We start from the raw sequence: 17,412 nt of genomic DNA, 5'->3' as shown, positions 1-17,412 counted from the left end.
TTATGAGTAGTTCATTGAATTATTTTTTCAAACCAAGTTCGATCAATCGTTCATTTAAAAATTCACCAGCAGTTATGTCATCAAATTGCTTTGGATTGTCATCATCAATACAACTATCTAGCACATTTAATTTCATTTCACTTATTGGATGCATAAAAAATGGAATGGAGTACCGTGATGTTCCCCAAAGTTCTCTTGGTGGATTCACAACACGATGAATTGTAGATTTTAGTTTATTGTTACTATGTCTAGATAGCATGTCACCAACATTAATCATTAATTCATCAGGTTCAGCAATCGCATCGATCCATTCTCCTTTATGATTTTGAACTTGAAGTCCACGACCTTGTGCTCCCATTAATAAGGTGATTAAATTAATATCGCCATGAGCTGCAGCACGCACTGCGTTTTCTGGTTCTTCAAGAATTGGCGGATAGTGTATTGGTCTTAAAATTGAATTTCCATTATGAATAAAATGATCAAAATAGGTTTCTTCTAAATCTAGGAATAGAGCCAGAGCCCTTAGCACATATTTAGCTGTTTTCTCCAACATTTGATAAGTTTCTTTTCCAATGGTATTAAATTCTGGAACTTCATCAACATAAACATTTTCTGGATATTCTTTAGCGCGTTCAGGATCATCCTCTACATATTGTCCAAAATGCCAAAACTCTTTTAAGTCTCCTTCCTTTTTACCTTTTGCACTTTCTTTTCCAAAGGAAACATAACCACGTTGCCCGCCTATGCCTTCAATTTCATATTTACGTTTAGTATCTACAGGTAGACTGAAAAAATTCTTTACTTCAGTATATAAATTATCTACGAGTTGATCATCTAAAAAATGACCTTTAAGCGCAACAAATCCAATGTCTTGGTAAGCCTTGCCTATTTCGTTAATAAATTTTTGCTTTCTATTGGTGTCTCCAGAAAGAAAATCCTGAAGATTGACGCTTGGTATTCTATTCATTTTATATCAAATTTAATAATATGTCAAGATAACAAAAATAGCGAAAATTGTACTAAAAACATAGATTAGAATTGTGGTTAAAAAAAATGAACTTAGCCTTATTAAACGTCATTTTTTATTTACATTTGATTTACTAATGAAATATACTTAATAATGTTGACCTCCACCAAGAGTTTAGTAACCTACGATAAAAAGAATTTAGACGATAAAACGCTTTTAAAGCTTTATAAAAACATGCTTAAACCGCGCATGATAGAAGAGAAAATGCTCATTTTATTGCGCCAAGGTAAAATTTCTAAATGGTTTTCCGGCATTGGCCAAGAAGCCATTTCTGTAGGCGTGACTATGGCTATGCAAAAAGAGGAATATATATTGCCTATGCATCGTAATTTGGGAGTGTTTACTACTCGAGATATTCCTTTGTATCGATTGTTTAGCCAATGGCAAGGTAAAGCTAACGGATTTACAAAAGGGCGTGATCGCTCGTTTCATTTTGGTACGCAAGAGTTTAATATTGTTGGTATGATTTCTCATTTGGGACCTCAATTGGGGGTTGCAGATGGGATTGCTTTAGCAAGTTTACTAAAAAACAAAAATCAGGTGACAGCTGTCTTTACAGGTGAAGGCGGAACTAGTGAAGGTGATTTTCATGAAGCTTTAAACGTCGCATCTGTATGGCAATTACCTGTTTTATTTTGCATTGAAAATAATGGTTATGGATTGTCAACACCTACAAGTGAACAATATAATTGTAAAGATTTAGCCGATAGAGGAAAAGGGTATGGTATGGAATCTTTTGTTCTAGATGGAAATAATATTATTGAAGTCTATACCAAGATGCAGAAACTTACCGCAAGTATAAGAAAGCGTCCAAGACCAATATTGATTGAGTTTAAGACATTTAGAATGCGTGGTCATGAAGAGGCTAGTGGGACTAAATATGTGCCTAAAGACCTTATGGAAGACTGGGCAAAAAAAGACCCATTAGAAAATTTTCAAGCCTATTTAAAAGATCAAAAGATTTTAACTGAGAAGCAGGAAGTAGCCATAAAAGAAGCTATTATGCACGAAATTCATGAGCATTTACAAATGGCATTTGAAGAGGAACCCATCGTTCCAAATATCGATACTGAATTAAATGATGTCTATAAATCTTTTGAATATAAAGCTATCGAACCAAACAGTCAAACTCAAGAGCTACGATTAATAGACGCCATTTCAGAAGGCTTAAGACAGTCCATGACAAAGCATAAAGATTTAGTAATCATGGGACAAGATATTGCAGAGTATGGTGGAGTGTTTAAAATTACTGAAGGCTTTGTAAAAGAATTTGGAAAAGATCGAGTTAGAAACACACCAATTTGTGAATCGGCAATTGTTGAAGCTGCAATGGGTTTATCAATAGCAGGAATGAAAGCAGTTATGGAAATGCAATTTGCCGACTTTGCCACTTCTGGATTTAATCCAATAGTTAACTATTTGGCAAAATCACATTATCGCTGGAATCAACAAGCAGACGTTGTTGTTAGAATGCCTTGTGGTGGAGGCGTTGCGGCAGGACCATTTCATTCGCAAACTAATGAAGCTTGGTTTACTAAAACCCCAGGTTTAAAAGTGGTTTATCCAGCATTCCCTTATGATGCAAAAGGCTTATTAGCTACTGCAATAGAAGACCCAAACCCAGTATTATTTTTTGAGCACAAAGCTTTATATCGCAGTATTCGTCAGGAAGTTCCAACAGATTATTATACACTTCCGTTAGGTAAAGCATCAACACTGCGAGAAGGAAATGATATTACTATTATAACTTATGGAGCAGGTGTGCATTGGACTTTAGAAACCCTTGATAACAATTCTGATATTAATGCCGATGTGATTGATCTAAGAAGCTTACAACCTTTAGATAAGGAAGCTATATTTACTTCGGTAAAGAAAACAGGTAAAGCCATTATTTTGCAGGAAGATTCCTTGTTTGGTGGTATTGCAAGTGATATTTCTGCTATGATTATGGAGGAGTGTTTTGAACAATTAGATGCACCAGTTAAACGTGTAGCTAGTATGGAAACACCTATACCTTTTGCCAATCAATTAGAACATCAATATATGGCAAAAGGGCGTTTTGAAGAAGCATTAAAAAATTTGTTAAACTATTAATATTTAACTTTTTGATGATATTAAACATATAAGAATGCTATAACCTTAAACCAACCTTTTCTTTTTAGAAAATTAAATTTCACATTCATGAAAAATTTTTTTAAAACTTTACTCTTATGGCTATGCTTAATTGGAGTAATCTCAACATCTAATGCTCAAAAATTAGAAGAAAACACACTCAAAGGATTAAAGTTTAGAAGCCTTGGGCCATCACTCACTTCTGGTAGAATTGCCGATATTGCCATCCATCCCGATAATGAAAATGTATGGTACGTTGCTGTAGGCTCTGGAGGTGTATGGAAAACTGTAAACTCTGGAACTACTTGGGCTCCAGTTTTTGATAAACAAACGGCATATTCAATCGGTTGTATTACTATAGATCCAAATAATTCACATACTATTTGGGTAGGAACTGGAGAAAATGTTGGAGGGCGACACGTTGGATTTGGAGACGGAATTTATGTTAGTCATGATGATGGAGGGACCTGGAAAAATATGGGATTAAAAAATTCTGAACACTTATCAAAGATTATAGTGCATCCAGAAAACCCAAATATTATTTGGGTAGCATCTCAAGGGCCACTTTGGAGTAGTGGTGGACAGAGAGGTATATATAAATCTGTTGATGGTGGACATAATTGGAAGCAAACTTTAGGTGATGCTGAATGGATAGGAGCAACAGATATATTGATTGATCCTTTAAATCCTGATGTACTTTATGCAGCAACTTGGCAAAGGCAAAGATCTGTTGCCGCTTATTTAGGTGGAGGACCAGGATCTGGAATTCATAAAAGTGTAGACGGGGGAGATACATGGACAGAACTTACTAATGGCATTCCAGAGTCAAATTTGGGTAAGATTGGTTTGGCAATGTCACCTTTTAATTCAGATGTGATTTATGCTGCTATTGAGTTAGATCGAAAAAAAGGAGGTGTTTTTATATCAAAGAACAGAGGTGCTTCATGGAAAAAGCAATCTAATGCTGTTTCTGGTGGAACAGGACCTCATTACTATCAAGAACTATATGCATCTCCTCATCATGAAGGAACACTTTTTTTAATGAGTAATACTGTTCAAATTTCTGAAGATCATGGAAAGACGTTCACGTTCATGAATGAAGACAAAAAACATGTAGACAGTCATGCATTGGCATTTAAAAAATCAGACGAAAACTATTTACTATTCGGAACAGATGGCGGACTTTATGAAACTTTTGATCATACTAAAAGCTGGCGTTTTATGAGCAATTTACCGCTTACCCAATATTATAAAGTAGCAGTTGATGATACAGCTCCTTTTTATAATATTTATGGCGGAACACAAGATAATGGATCACATGGAGGTCCTTCTCGAACGCTTAGTAAAGGAGGTATCACCAATGATGATTGGTGGATTACTTTAGGAGCAGATGGGCATCAATCGGCTGTTGAGCCTGGGAATCCAAATATTACTTATGGCGAATATCAAGAAGGATGGTTGTTTAGAATCGATCAAACTACAGGTGAAACTGTATTTATTCAGCCACAACCTAAAGCAGGTGAACCTTATGAACGCTTTAATTGGGATGCGCCAATTTTGGTAAGCCCTCATAATCCGAAGCGATTATATTTTGCGTCTCAGCGAGTCTGGCGATCTGAAAATAGAGGCGATGAGTGGACTCCTATTTCTAAAGATTTGAGTCGTAATCAAAACCGAATAGAACTTCCTATGATGGGAAGGCAACAAAGTTGGGACAATGCTTGGGATGTTGCTGCGATGTCTAATTATAATACGATAACATCTTTAGCAGAATCACCAATTCAGGAAGGCTTATTATATGCTGGAACTGATGATGGTATAATTCAAGTTACCGAAAATGGTGGTGACAGTTGGACCAAAATTGAGGTAGGTTCTATAAAAGGCATTCCTTCTACAGCTTTTGTAAATGATATTAGAGCAGATTTATTTGATGCTTCAACGGTTTATGCTGCATTAGACAATCACAAATATGGCGATTATAAACCGTATCTAATTAAAAGTACTAATAGAGGTAAGACTTGGGGTCTTATTAATGGCGATTTACCAAAATCTTTAATTACTTGGCGTTTAGTACAAGACCATGTGAAAAAAGAGCTTCTTTTTGCAGCCACAGAATTTGGTGTATATTTTACATTAAATGGAGGAACAAATTGGGTTAAGCTTAAAGAAGGAATTCCAACAATATCTATTAGAGATATTACAATTCAACGACGAGAAAATGATTTGGTCGCTGCGTCTTTTGGTCGAGGGTTTTATGTACTTGATGATATAAGTCCGTTGCGAGATTTTGACCAATCTGTTGCAACTTCATCAGCTACTTTGTTTAAAGTAAAGCCTGCGTATTGGTACATTCAAAAGGAAGATATTTACGGTCAAGGGAATTCTAAATATGCTGCTGATAATCCACCTTTTGGAGCTGTGTTTACATATTATCTTTCAGAAGAATTAAAATCACTTAAATCTCAACGTCAGGAAGCTGAAAAGAAATTAAATGAAATAAATGCTGAAATTAAATTTCCTGGTTGGGAAGCTTTGGAAAAAGAAAAGTTCCAAGAAGAACCTCAGTTGATACTTACAATAAGGGATATTAATGGACGTATTATAAATAGTGTGTCTGGAACTAATAAAAAAGGTTTTAATCGTGTTAGCTGGGATTTGAGTTATCCTGAACGTGATGTGGAGAAATTAAAACCAGTTAAAATAGTAGATCCATGGACAAATAATACTGTACTAGCAACACCAGGGAATTATACAGTGACTTTATCTAAACGGGTTAATGGCAAACTAACTCAACTTGGAGAGCCTCAAGAATTTAAAGTTGTACCGCTAAAAGAAGGAGCTTTAAAAGGAGCTTCATTTGCAGAACAAAAGGCATATATTGAATCTCATCATGCATTTCAACAAAATCTTTCAGCAACCTCTATGACTTTGGCTAAGCAATTAGTTCTAATTGATGCCATGAAAAGAGCTGCAGATAAGTCAGTAAACCCATCTACAGAACTAATTAATAAAATTTACAATGCAAAAATGAAATTATTGGCCATTGATAAAGAATTAAATGGAGATAGAACGAAAGCAGAAATAGGAGAGAAGTCTAACCCAACACCTTTAGATGGTAATTATTTAGGTATAATGACATCACAAAATACTTACGGTCCAACTCCAAATATTAAATCAGCAGTAGAGCGAGCCAAAGCTCAACTTTCAAACATTAAATCCAAACTATCATTATTAATAAATAATGACATGAAAGCGATAGAGAATGATCTTAGAAAGGCTGGAGCGCCTTGGATCGAAGGACAGGGATTGATTGAGGATTAACATTTCAAACAATCAGCATAAAGCTAGAAATCAACTTGTTTTCTGGCTTTATGTTTAATAAGTAATGCCATTTATTGCTAACAATAATCTAATTATGAATAAACATTCTCATTCTAAAAAAGGATTTAAATTTGCAATCATAACCATTATAAGTTTTTTGGTGTTTTGAGTTTGCAGGTGTTGGCTGCTACTGAAAGAATTTCATTAGATTTTTATAGATATACCAGTAGCTTTGTGATTATTTTGGTTTTCACGTCTTCTATTATCGGATTTGTGTTTAGTATAAAAGGCTTAAAAGATCCAAACTCGTTTAAAAAGCTATTTGGTATTGTAGTCAATTCAATTTTATTCTTATTATTTATAGCAACAGTTATCGCAAATATTATAGACTTTAATACATCATTTTAAGCGAGAAGCTACGGCTTCAACTTCATCTAACACGCGTAATAAATTTCCACTCCATAGCTGTTCTATTTGTGCTTCTGTATATCCACGTTTTACTAACTCTAATGTTACATTAAAGGTCTCTGAAGCATCACTCCAGCCTTCAACACCACCGCCACCATCAAAGTCGCTGCTAATTCCTACGTGTTTGAGCCCTATTTTGTCTACCATATAATCAATATGATCTACAAAATCTGCAACATTAACCTTAGACGGAAAATTTGATATTTTATTTGCTTTTTTATCGGCTAACTTTACAATTTTTGCACGTATGTTATAAAAGGCTTCTTTGTCTTCCTTAGAAAGTGCTTTTGTCTCACTCCATTCGTACCATTGTGTTCCCATAGATGCGGCTATCTCTTGTCTAATAGATTTTATAGCCTCATTTCTAGCATCGTTTTTATCTTTATCTGTATAGGCTTGAAATGCTACAGTCTGTACAATACCACCATTAGCTTTCATCCATTCGAGCTGTTCATCATCAAGATTTCTGCTGTGATCACATAAGGCTCTAGCCGAAGAATGCGATGCTATTATTGGTGCTTTACTGAGTTCTATCATTTGACGCATCGATTCTTTTGAAGGATGTGAGACATCTATCATCATTCCTAATCGATTCATTTCTTTTACAACGTCTTTACCCAAATCACTTAATCCATTATGCAGCCATATATTGTCTTCTTCTCCTGTGTTACTATCGCATAATTGACTATGACCATTGTGAGATAATGACATATAGCGAGCTCCAAGATTGTAGAATTTTTCAACATTAGAGAGATCGGTTCCTATTGGGTAACCATTTTCAATTCCAATCATAGCTACTTTTTTTCCGGATTTTGAAATTCGCCTTACATCATCAGAAGTGACTGCTAATTCGATTTGGTCTGGAGCAATCTCTTCTACTAATTTATGAATAGCATTAAATTTAGACATTGCATTCTCAAAGGCTTTTTTATAACCATCAGCAGATAGTGTGTCTTGACCAGTATAAACAATAAACCAAGGCACATCTAAACCTCCTAGTTTCATTTTTGGTAAATTTACTTGAGACTCTAAGTTTTGTGTATAATTAATAGAATCTGTAAAATTTTTAACGTCTATATCGCAATGAGTATCTAATGTAATGACACGTTCATGAATTGCTTTTGCCCTTTCTATAAGCGCAATTGAATCGTTTTTAGAAGATGATTCTTCTAGAGGTTTTATATCATTTTTACAAGAAGAAGTCAAAATTAAAAGACATAAAGAAAAGTGGAAAAATTTCATATAGTTGGATTAGTATTATGCTTGTGAAGTTACAAAATCTTATATTTAAGTATGAAGTCTTCTACATTGCATATTTCTATTGTGGTATTTCTTATGAGTTTTGTATTGCTTACTTGTAAAGACAACACTGCAAATGCTTATGAATGGAAAACTATGGAAGTCACTGCTACAGCTTATAATTCACTAGCTTATCAAACAAGTTCTAATCCAAATATCACAGCTTTTGGTGATAGTTTAAAGCCAGGTTTGAGATACATAGCTGTATCTAGAAATTTATTAAAAGAAGGTTTAGTGCATAATACACTAGTAAAAATTGAAGGCCTTGAAGGTACTTACTTGGTCAAGGATAAAATGAACAAACGATGGTGGAACCGAATAGATATTTACATGGGGACTGATGTTAAAGCTGCAAAACAATGGGGCAAGCGCAAAGTTAACATCAGTTATAGAGTTGCTATAGATACCTTAAAAAATTAATTTTTTATCTCAGCCTCAGATAATATAAATGGATATGCAGCTCTTACGGTTTTAAGTTCATCTTTAGTAAGCTCGTGAGCAGGTTTTTGTAAGATAGATTCTGAGTATGTATTACGTAATTCATAATACGCTTTAGTTAATTCGTCTTGAACTTTTATATAAAACTCATAGGAGGTAAGCTTATCATTACTTAATGAAATAACTGCTTTTTTAGGGTTTTCAGATGATTTAATATCTTTTAGACCATTGCAATAGCTACATGATTGGTCGCCATTATTATCTAAAAAGGCTACTGCAATAGTCTTTAAATCTTCAATATTGGTGACCTTGTTTTCTACAAATAATTCGTTTTTAGAATTTACCTTAATTTCTAATACATTACGCTCTTTAATTTGTCCATCTGTACAAGGCACATTTGGCGGACATGGTTTGGGTAGTTTTCTATTGAACCCATAATCCTCAGTTGGAATCATTGCAGTTACTAAAAAGAAAATGAGTAATAAAAAAGCAATGTCGGCCATAGAACCAGCATTGATTTCAACAGATTGACGTCTAGATGTTTTCATAATAATAGTTTTTAAGATTATTGTATTCTGAAAAAGTCTCAAAAACGATACCATGATTATAAAAACTCAAAAAGACCAACACACTTAGCGAGTATTGGTCTTTATGGATTACAAATTGTGAATAAATTACAATTTATATTTTGATTGATGATAAATGTCATTATCACTTACTATCGTAACGTTTCTAAATCGTCATTTGTTGTATGTGATGTGTTGATAATTTTTGTTAAAGCTTTCATGATAGATTGATGTTTTGATTGATGATAGATATAGTGTTATCTATATCGCCTTTTTCTGTTCCAGGTAAAAATTTTAGTTTCTACTGTTGTGCTCGATAATTGATTGTTGTCTAAAGTTCTCATGATTATATTTTTTTTTGATTGATGAATGGATATAAAATTATCTATATCGTCTTTTTTGATTCCAAGTATAAATTTTTGTTTCTGTTGTTGTACTTGTTAATTGATTGTTGTTTAAAGTTCTCATAATAATTGATTTTAATGATTGATGTTATACTAAAGAGACGATAAGAATTTAAAAATGTTACAGTACTTTGTATTGCATAGTAGTAATTTAACAAATTTTAACACAATGGAGTAGGGATTACTTTTCAATTGTTTTTAACAATTTGCTCTGATAACCTGATAAAAGCTTAATTTTGTAAGAATTTTTTTTTCAGAAGCTATTAATTTTATGTCCGAAACCCTCGAAATATCATCAAAGAAGGAAACAAAGAAGCGATTATATGACTATCAACTTGCAGATTTAAAGCGCATATTTGATGTTTTTGATTCTGCTCCAGATAATTATAATCTCCTTTACCAATTACCAACAGGAGGTGGTAAAACTGTTATTTTTTCTGAAATTGTAAGACAGTATATTAAAAACCATAAAAAAAAGGTTGTTATCCTGACACATCGTATAGAGCTTTGTAAGCAAACTTCTAAGGTTTTGCATGGGTTTGGTGTTAATAATAAAATAATTAATAGTAAGGTTAAAGAATTACCAGACCAAGACCAGTATGAGTGTTTTGTTGCTATGGTTGAAACCTTAAATAATCGGCTTAATGATGGCAAGCTAAACCTTGAGGATATTGGTTTGGTAATTATTGATGAAGCACATTACAATTCGTTTCGAAAATTATTTAAGTTTTTTGATAACTGTTTTATCTTGGGTGTTACAGCGACACCTTTAAGTAGTAATATCAAATTACCAATGAAAGACAATTATAAAGAACTCATTGTTGGTGATAATATTTCTACTCTCATTAAAAATGGATTTTTGGCTTCTGCAGATATTTATAATTATGATGTCTCGTTAAATACTCTTAAAATTGGTATCAATGGTGATTATACTGTAAAATCTTCTGAAGCATTATATACTAATGCTGCAATGCAAGGTAAGTTGTTATTTGCTTATGAAGAGTTATCAAAAGGAAAAAAGACGCTTATCTTCAATAATGGTATAAATACGTCTAAAGAAGTATACTACACATTTAAGCGTGCTGGATATGATATTCGACATTTAGATAATACATCCTCTAAACAAGATCGTAAAGAGATTTTGAAGTGGTTTAAAAATACTCCAAACGGAATTTTAACTTCTGTGAGTATTTTGACTACTGGTTTTGATGAGCCTTCTGTAGAGTCAATTATATTAAATAGAGCAACACGATCATTAACGCTATATTTTCAAATGATTGGTAGGGGATCTAGGATTCATGGTGATAAAACAAAATTTACAGTGATAGATTTGGGTAATAATGCTGTACGATTTGGACCGTGGAGTCAACCTGTTGATTGGCAGCACATCTTCAAGAATCCAGATTTTTACTTGGAAAACTTGCGTAATGATGAAGATATAGAACGAGAATTTGTTTATCAAATGCCTGAATCATTGCGAAAGCGTTTTAAGAAAAATCCCAATGATGATTTCGATATCAAAGCCGAGTATAAAAAAGTGATTCGAGAAGGCAGTAAATCTATGAAAGCCATAGAAAATAGTATTGCTCAGCATTCGGCATTAGTCATTGCAAATAGTGAAGATGTTTTTGAAGCCAGAGAATTAGCTAAACTCTTGCACGATGATATTTGTTATCGTATAAAACAATACTGTTATTGTATTATGAACAGTACAAAAAACTATAAAGACTGGTTGTTAGAGGAGTATACTCGAAAATTGCGATTAAGTTTTAACGGAAAGTTTAACTAAAAATTAAAATCTTTCCGCCTTAAAGTCGTTACTTTTATTGTTAGGTATGGTTTTTGAAACGACTATACTAAAAACTGTGATGAAGAAACACCTATTTTTTTTATGTTTTGCATTATGCGCATGTTCTCTGTTTGCTCAACCAGACACAGAGGATAAGAAGTCTATTAAGATACCTGCAATAGAAACTAAGAAAAAAGATTCTACACCACGACTTATTATAAAGCCAGATTCAAAAATAAGCCTTACCAAGCCGAAAAAGAACATATCAGGAATTAGAACGGAAAGCAAAGTCTCTATTAAAAAAAATAAAAAGGAGTTTTCAATGATTGATAACAGTGGACTTAGAAATCCTGGAGAACTTTTTGAAAAGCGTTTTAATAAAGTGGCAGTTGAACAAGGTTTAAAAATAGAAACCATGGCCGATGTGTTTTTAGGAGATATTAAAAGTAATGGTCGCTTTGTAAATATCGTTTGTCGAGATCATGAATATCCTGATGGTGATTTAGTTCGTGTATTTGTTAATGACGAGATGATTATACCTTCATTGTTACTGACTACAGGATATAAAGGTTTTAATGTAGATTTAAAAGTAGGGATAAACAATATTGTATTTCTAGCCTTAAACCAAGGTGATTCTGGACCAAATACAGCCGAGTTTCTAGTGTATGATGATAAAGGAAATTTAGTGTCTTCAAAAAAATGGAATTTGCTCACAGGAGTTAAAGCGACTGTTAATGTGATTAAGGATGCCAATCCTATAGTAGAAAAAACTGAATCAGATACTAAAACTGAGAGCGAAAGTGAAACAGCAAAAAAAACAGAACAGGAAAAAGAAAATTAAAGGTTTTCTAAATCTCTGGATAAGCTATTAAATAACTTAGCTTTTGCTTTTAGATATTTATTCTGTAATGTTATTGCTTTTAATTGAGAATCGATCAAACTCTTTTCACGAGAATTAATCAAGAATATTGAACTTTCACCAAAATTGAATTTGCGCTCTTCGGCATTTAACATGGTTGTATAATCTAAAACAATGTCATTAATAAGTTGATTTTGTATTTCAAATGATTCTAATTCTCTGTATATAGCTAATACCTTATTTTGAATAGTAATTTTGGCATTATCAATATCAAATCTTGCATCTTGAAGCTTCACTTTTGCTAACTTTAAATTACTACGCTCTTTTCTTAAAAACAGGGGGAATGAAATATTGAATCCGCCTTTATATTGGTTTGTATTAAGAGATCTAGCTATATTTACAGTTTCAGTTAAGAAATTATATTGAACATCAATTTTGGGTAAAAGCTTATTGGCTTTTAGACGTTTATCCACTTCTAAGCCTTCATATTTATAATTTAGAGCGCGTAATTTTGGGTGGTTTTCTACGGCGAAATCAGTTAATGGCAAACCAGAAATCTCTAGGACATCATCTACTGTGTTTTCAATAAATGCATCTGGAACTATGTTTGGTTGTAATTCAACAGGAATGTTATTATTTAGCCATAAAAAGGTTGATAATTCTAAAGATGCTTTAATGTGCTTCAATTTGGCTTGCTCAAAACCAAGAGCTCTATTTTTTACTGTTATGCCAGCTTCAATAGAGTCTATGGCTGCTTTGTCTCCATTTTCGGTACTGCGTTTAACACCTTGAAAACGAATTTTTGCATTGTCTAAGAATTGCTCGTATATCTGTGTTTCTTTATAGGTTTTCAGCCAATTAAAATATGCAATGGATGCATCGAATAAAATCTGGTTGATGAGTATTTCTCTATCTGCTTTGGTTTGTTCTCTAAAAAGTTTGGCTTTTTTTAAGTCGGCCATACGCTTATTAATAAACAATCCTTGTCCTAAAGAGGCAGATATACCTGCGCTATAAAGCCCATCCTCTGGAACAAAGGCTTGAGGATTTAAAAACACACCATCGTTTTGTTCAAAATTTCCCTTTAGCTCTATACCATACCAAGTTGGTATTTTAAATGTCGCATTTAATTGATCAAAATAATCTAAATTTTTGAACTTTTTACGCACATTATCAATCTCAATTTTTGGATCAAAAGCACCTCTAGCTTTCATGAGGTTAGCTTGTCCAAATTGTAAGGTGAGCTCTGCCTGCTTTGCAATAGGGTGATGCTTTTTTACATACCCTAAGTACTCACCAAAGCTCAAGACTTTTGAATCATGCACTTGTGCACTTGTTGATGTTATAATAAAAACGAATAATATGCTGAGATATTTATTCATAATTGAATCTTATTTTTTAACAGTTTTCGATGTTGATGCGCTTTCGGGTTGATAATAATTAGGAGGGAAGCCACTTAGCTTTCTCCATAATTCAAACCAAATGGGAACGTCTTCTAACAAAGCAATGGTTTTTGCACCAGAACCTACTCTTATAGCTTCTGGCCAATCGTGATCTGTTTCATCTGGTGCTAAAAGAACTCTAAACTTTCCATTAGGGCTAATAAAGTTTTCAATGGCTACTACTTTGGCTCCATAAGTTCCGTATGAAATATTTGGCCAACCACTGAAGACAATTGCTGGCCATCCATCAAATTGGACTCTAACTTTTTCATCAAGGTGAACTAATGGTAAATCTATTGGATCAACAAACATTTCTACTGCTAAGTCATAGTTAGATGGCATAATGCCTACTAATTGTTCGCCTTCTTTGAAAGTTTCTCCGATGCCGCCTTTTATCGCTTTATTTATAAAGCCATCTTGTGGTGCTTTTATATAATATAAGTTGTTTCGTATTTCATAATTAGTGAAATCACTTTCTAACTTTGTCACTTGTGCTTCAGCATCAAACTGACTAGATTCTGCAGTAAATTTGTCACTTTGAGCTTTTGAGATTTTATCGACATATTCTGCTTGCACACGATTAATCTCGACCATGGCATTTATTACATTGTTCTTAGAGGCGAGATATTTATTTTCTTGAGATATGAGTTTGGCTTGAGATTCTTGATATTTAGATTTTTTTTCTTCTAGTTGAGTAAGAGATTTTAAACCTTCGTTATACAATTTTTGTATTGCTCCAATTTGTCTTTCGGCGATACCCAAATTAATTTTTACTGCCTCTAAATCGATGCTATCACTTTGTACTTTTAACTTGGCTTGTAATAATTTGTTTTCTGCCTGCTCAAGTTTTAGTGCACGTTCTTTACTTAAAGCACCAATTTGATTATTAAGTGCTTTGACTTTTTCATTATATGAGCTTACCGAAGCTTCTTTAGCTTTAATTTGTTGTCCAGTTCTACTCACCAAGTTAGGGTCGAAATACTTATTTTTTATTTCTGAAATAAATAAAATAGTATCCCCTTTTTTTACTCTGTCCCCTTCTTTAACAAACCATTGCTCAATACGTCCAGGAATTGGAGACTGAATCGTTTGTGGTCGTTGATCTGGGGTTAACGTAGTTACATTGCCACGACTATTAATGTTTTGCGTCCATGGCAAAAACATCACAACAATTACAGTAATTGCAAAGGCAATTAAAAAGCGATTAAAATGCTTAAAATGCCTTCTGTGAAATACTTTTTGAACCGACTTATAAGGTGATAAGTCAACTTTTTTATTTAGTTTGTTATGAGAAATATTAAGCATATTCTTATCTTTTTAAACAATTTTACCTTCTTCTAAATTGATTACTTTGGAGCAATTAGATTTCCAATCCATATTATAACTTACTACAACAAGCGACCAGGGTCTGCTTGGGTTAGTTAAGAATTTCATGATGCTTTCTGCCTCATGTTTTTCAAATTGATCTAAAGGATCTTTGAGTAATAGTAGTTTAGGTTTTTTAAGAATACTTCTAGCTAAAACAATCTTCTTAGATACAGTAGATGATAAGCGCTGACCTTCAGGGTAAAGAATTGTTCTTAATCCATTAGATTGAGATTTTACAAAATCTGTTAACATAGTTTGTTTTAAAACGTCGTTAATCTCATCATTAGTTATAGATGGATCGCCAAAAGTTAGATTGTCTTTAATAGTACCTTCAAATGGAGACTCTTCTGGCAGAGATTGTCCAATTAATGAGCGATAGTCATTGAGTTTTAAGCCACTAAGTGAAATATTATTAACATAAATACCGCCTTTTGACGGCGCATTGATTCCTGCAATAAGTTTTAAAAGACTTGCTTTTCCTGATCCATGAGAGCCATAAATAAGAATTCTATCTTTTGCTTCAATTGAAAGTGAAATGTCTTCTAAAATTGGGCTAGTTTTTTCAGGGACAATATAGCTCACATCGTCTAGTTCAATTTTAAGGCCCTTTTCGTTTTGAGACACACTATCGCCTTCTTGAGTTTCAAGTTCTTTATCTACAACTTGCCCTAATTTTTCGATAGATGTTAAGACGTCGTACATAGACTCCAAGCCTAAAATTAATTTTTCAACTGAACTAATAACTAAAAGGATAATAATTTCAGCAGCTACAAATTGTCCAATATTCATTTTTTGACTCAATACCAAAAACCCGCCAATAGCCAAGAGACCAGCCGTAACTAGTATTTTAAATCCAATTAACTTGATAAATTGTTGTACTAGAACCCTGAAATGGCTTTCTCTAGCATCGAGATATTCGGAAACGAGATTGTCATTTTTATTTAAAGCCAAACTCGTTTTTCCTGAAAGTTTAAAACTTATAATTGAACGAGCTACCTCTTGTAACCAGTGTGCTACTTTATATTTTTGCTTAGACTCATCTAAACTTGTGTCTAATCCTCTTTGAGCCGAAAATTTGAATACCACATATATTAAAAGAATGAGTAGAATTCCATAGATGATAAAAAATGGATGATAAAATGACAGTAACATTAATCCGAAAATAATTTGGAGTAATGCTGCAGGAAAGTCTACTAAAATTTTTGATAGTCCTTTCTGTACAGTTAAGGTGTCAAAAAATCGATTTGCTAACTCTGGCGGATAATAGTATCGTAATTCACTCATTTTAATTTTTGGAAATCGGTAAGCAAACTCAAATGAAGATCTGGTGAATATTTTTTGCTGAACATTTTCAATAATACGCATTTGCATGAGTTGTAGTAGGCCAGCAAAAGCAACTCCTAACGTTACCAATACTACTAATACAATCCAAGAACTACTAATTTGAGCCCCTTGAATAAGGTTGATAATTGCTTGAATCCCTAATGGAAGTGAGAGGTTGACCAATCCAGCGAAAATAGCATAGTAAAACACCTGCTTAATGTCTTTACGGTCTAATTTTAATAAGCCAATTAAGCGTTGCCAAGAGGTTAAAATTGTTTTTGTCATTTGTTAATGTTTAAGGCATTGCAAACTAAATGAGTGAAATAATCTGATGGTTTAGTGAGTTCATCACAATCGGTTAAAGATTTAAAATGATCCTTTAAAAAGTGTTGATGCAATGCGCCTTCTAAAACTGTACTCGCGAGACTGTGAGGAAATTTATAACTTGGATTTACTTCGATAATTATATCGTGTAATCGGGTTACCAATCGCTTGTATATAGAAAAATATCCGTCTTTGTTTTCTTGATCTACTTCTTTAGTAAGGTAAGATTTAGAATACTCATTAATTATTACACGATTTAATACAACTTCATTAATATGTGAAAAACTAGAATCAGATTCGATAGTTCGTGTTAAAATAGTTATGGCCTTTTTTAGTTTTTCTGTTGGGTTTGTCATATTGGCTGTAGAAAAGACTAACTGATATTCTAACCATGCCCAATACCAGGAAGTTAAGTAGAGGAGTAGTTTATGTTTGCTTTCAAAATAGCGATATATAGAGCTTTCATTTGAACCAATAAGGCTTCCAAGCTTCTTAAAGGTAAAACTATCAAAACCTATATCATCAATAAGTTGAATACTATGTTGAACAATTCTCTTGCCTAAATCAGAAGATTGTGGATCTTTTAAATAGATTTTATCGTTAATATCAATTCTTAGATTTGAAAGTAATGTTTTCATATGAAAATTATTTACTTGCAAATATAATAGTAAT

General features: G+C 33.1%; 13 protein-coding genes. 6 read left to right on the top strand and 7 right to left on the bottom strand.

Going from position 1 to position 17,412, the window contains the following annotated elements:
* Positions 1-19: 19 nt before the first annotated feature.
* Positions 20-967, bottom strand: a complete 948-nt coding sequence (locus ACTU6T_RS14785; protein WP_460218969.1) for an isopenicillin N synthase family dioxygenase — start codon at positions 965-967, stop codon at positions 20-22.
* 153 nt (positions 968-1,120) lie between these two features.
* Between ACTU6T_RS14785 and ACTU6T_RS14780 the strand changes: the two genes are divergently transcribed.
* The 3 genes from ACTU6T_RS14780 to ACTU6T_RS14770 all read left to right on the top strand — a co-directional run bounded on the left by ACTU6T_RS14780 (position 1,121) and on the right by ACTU6T_RS14770 (position 6,868).
* Entirely contained in the window at positions 1,121-3,121 is a 2,001-nt protein-coding gene (locus tag ACTU6T_RS14780) for an alpha-ketoacid dehydrogenase subunit alpha/beta (RefSeq protein WP_460218968.1), read from the top strand.
* 87 nt (positions 3,122-3,208) lie between these two features.
* Entirely contained in the window at positions 3,209-6,460 is a 3,252-nt protein-coding gene (locus ACTU6T_RS14775) for a WD40/YVTN/BNR-like repeat-containing protein (RefSeq protein ID WP_460218967.1), read from the top strand.
* A 165-nt stretch (positions 6,461-6,625) separates the two neighbouring features.
* On the top strand, positions 6,626-6,868 hold the full coding sequence (locus tag ACTU6T_RS14770; RefSeq protein WP_460218966.1) for a hypothetical protein: 243 nt from the start codon (positions 6,626-6,628) through the stop codon (positions 6,866-6,868).
* Here the strand turns inward: ACTU6T_RS14770 and ACTU6T_RS14765 are convergent.
* Entirely contained in the window at positions 6,860-8,170 is a 1,311-nt protein-coding gene (locus ACTU6T_RS14765; RefSeq protein ID WP_460218965.1) for a dipeptidase, read from the bottom strand. The two genes, ACTU6T_RS14770 and ACTU6T_RS14765, sit on opposite strands and share 9 nt — an antisense overlap.
* A 93-nt stretch (positions 8,171-8,263) precedes the next feature.
* On the opposite strand from ACTU6T_RS14765, the gene ACTU6T_RS14760 reads away from it, so the two are divergent.
* Complete coding sequence (locus ACTU6T_RS14760; RefSeq protein WP_460220778.1) at positions 8,264-8,647, top strand: 3D domain-containing protein; 384 nt, start codon at positions 8,264-8,266, stop codon at positions 8,645-8,647.
* Here ACTU6T_RS14760 and ACTU6T_RS14755 read toward each other — a convergent pair.
* Entirely contained in the window at positions 8,644-9,213 is a 570-nt protein-coding gene (locus ACTU6T_RS14755) for an ExbD/TolR family protein (protein ID WP_460218964.1), read from the bottom strand. The two genes, ACTU6T_RS14760 and ACTU6T_RS14755, sit on opposite strands and share 4 nt — an antisense overlap.
* 693 nt (positions 9,214-9,906) lie before the next feature.
* Between ACTU6T_RS14755 and ACTU6T_RS14750 the strand changes: the two genes are divergently transcribed.
* Both ACTU6T_RS14750 and ACTU6T_RS14745 read left to right on the top strand, forming a co-directional pair.
* Positions 9,907-11,424, top strand: a complete 1,518-nt coding sequence (locus tag ACTU6T_RS14750) for a DEAD/DEAH box helicase (protein WP_460218963.1) — start codon at positions 9,907-9,909, stop codon at positions 11,422-11,424.
* A gap of 79 nt (positions 11,425-11,503) precedes the next feature.
* Entirely contained in the window at positions 11,504-12,265 is a 762-nt protein-coding gene (locus ACTU6T_RS14745; RefSeq protein ID WP_460218962.1) for a hypothetical protein, read from the top strand.
* On the opposite strand, the gene ACTU6T_RS14740 is transcribed toward ACTU6T_RS14745, so the two are convergent.
* From ACTU6T_RS14740 to ACTU6T_RS14725, 4 genes are read right to left on the bottom strand one after another with little or no spacing between them, the layout of a single operon-like run.
* The gene (locus tag ACTU6T_RS14740; RefSeq protein WP_460218961.1) at positions 12,262-13,665 is read right to left on the bottom strand and encodes a TolC family protein; all 1,404 of its coding nucleotides are present in this window, start codon (positions 13,663-13,665) and stop codon (positions 12,262-12,264) included. The genes ACTU6T_RS14745 and ACTU6T_RS14740 overlap by 4 nt on opposite strands.
* Positions 13,666-13,674: 9 nt before the next feature.
* Positions 13,675-15,030 carry an HlyD family secretion protein gene (locus tag ACTU6T_RS14735; protein WP_460218960.1) on the bottom strand — a complete coding sequence of 452 codons (1,356 nt, stop codon included), beginning with the start codon at positions 15,028-15,030 and terminating at the stop codon, positions 13,675-13,677.
* 12 nt (positions 15,031-15,042) lie between these two features.
* Complete coding sequence (locus tag ACTU6T_RS14730; RefSeq protein WP_460218959.1) at positions 15,043-16,701, bottom strand: peptidase domain-containing ABC transporter; 1,659 nt, start codon at positions 16,699-16,701, stop codon at positions 15,043-15,045.
* Positions 16,698-17,378: a TetR/AcrR family transcriptional regulator gene (locus tag ACTU6T_RS14725; protein WP_460218958.1), complete on the bottom strand. Its 681-nt coding sequence runs from the start codon at positions 17,376-17,378 to the stop codon at positions 16,698-16,700. Before ACTU6T_RS14725 ends, ACTU6T_RS14730 begins: the two co-directional genes overlap by 4 nt.
* Positions 17,379-17,412 lie beyond the last annotated feature (34 nt).

Source organism: Psychroserpens citreus, assembly GCF_055686305.1.
Note: the sequence above shows the minus strand (reverse complement) of the source record. Positions and strands in the feature narration are given on the sequence as shown.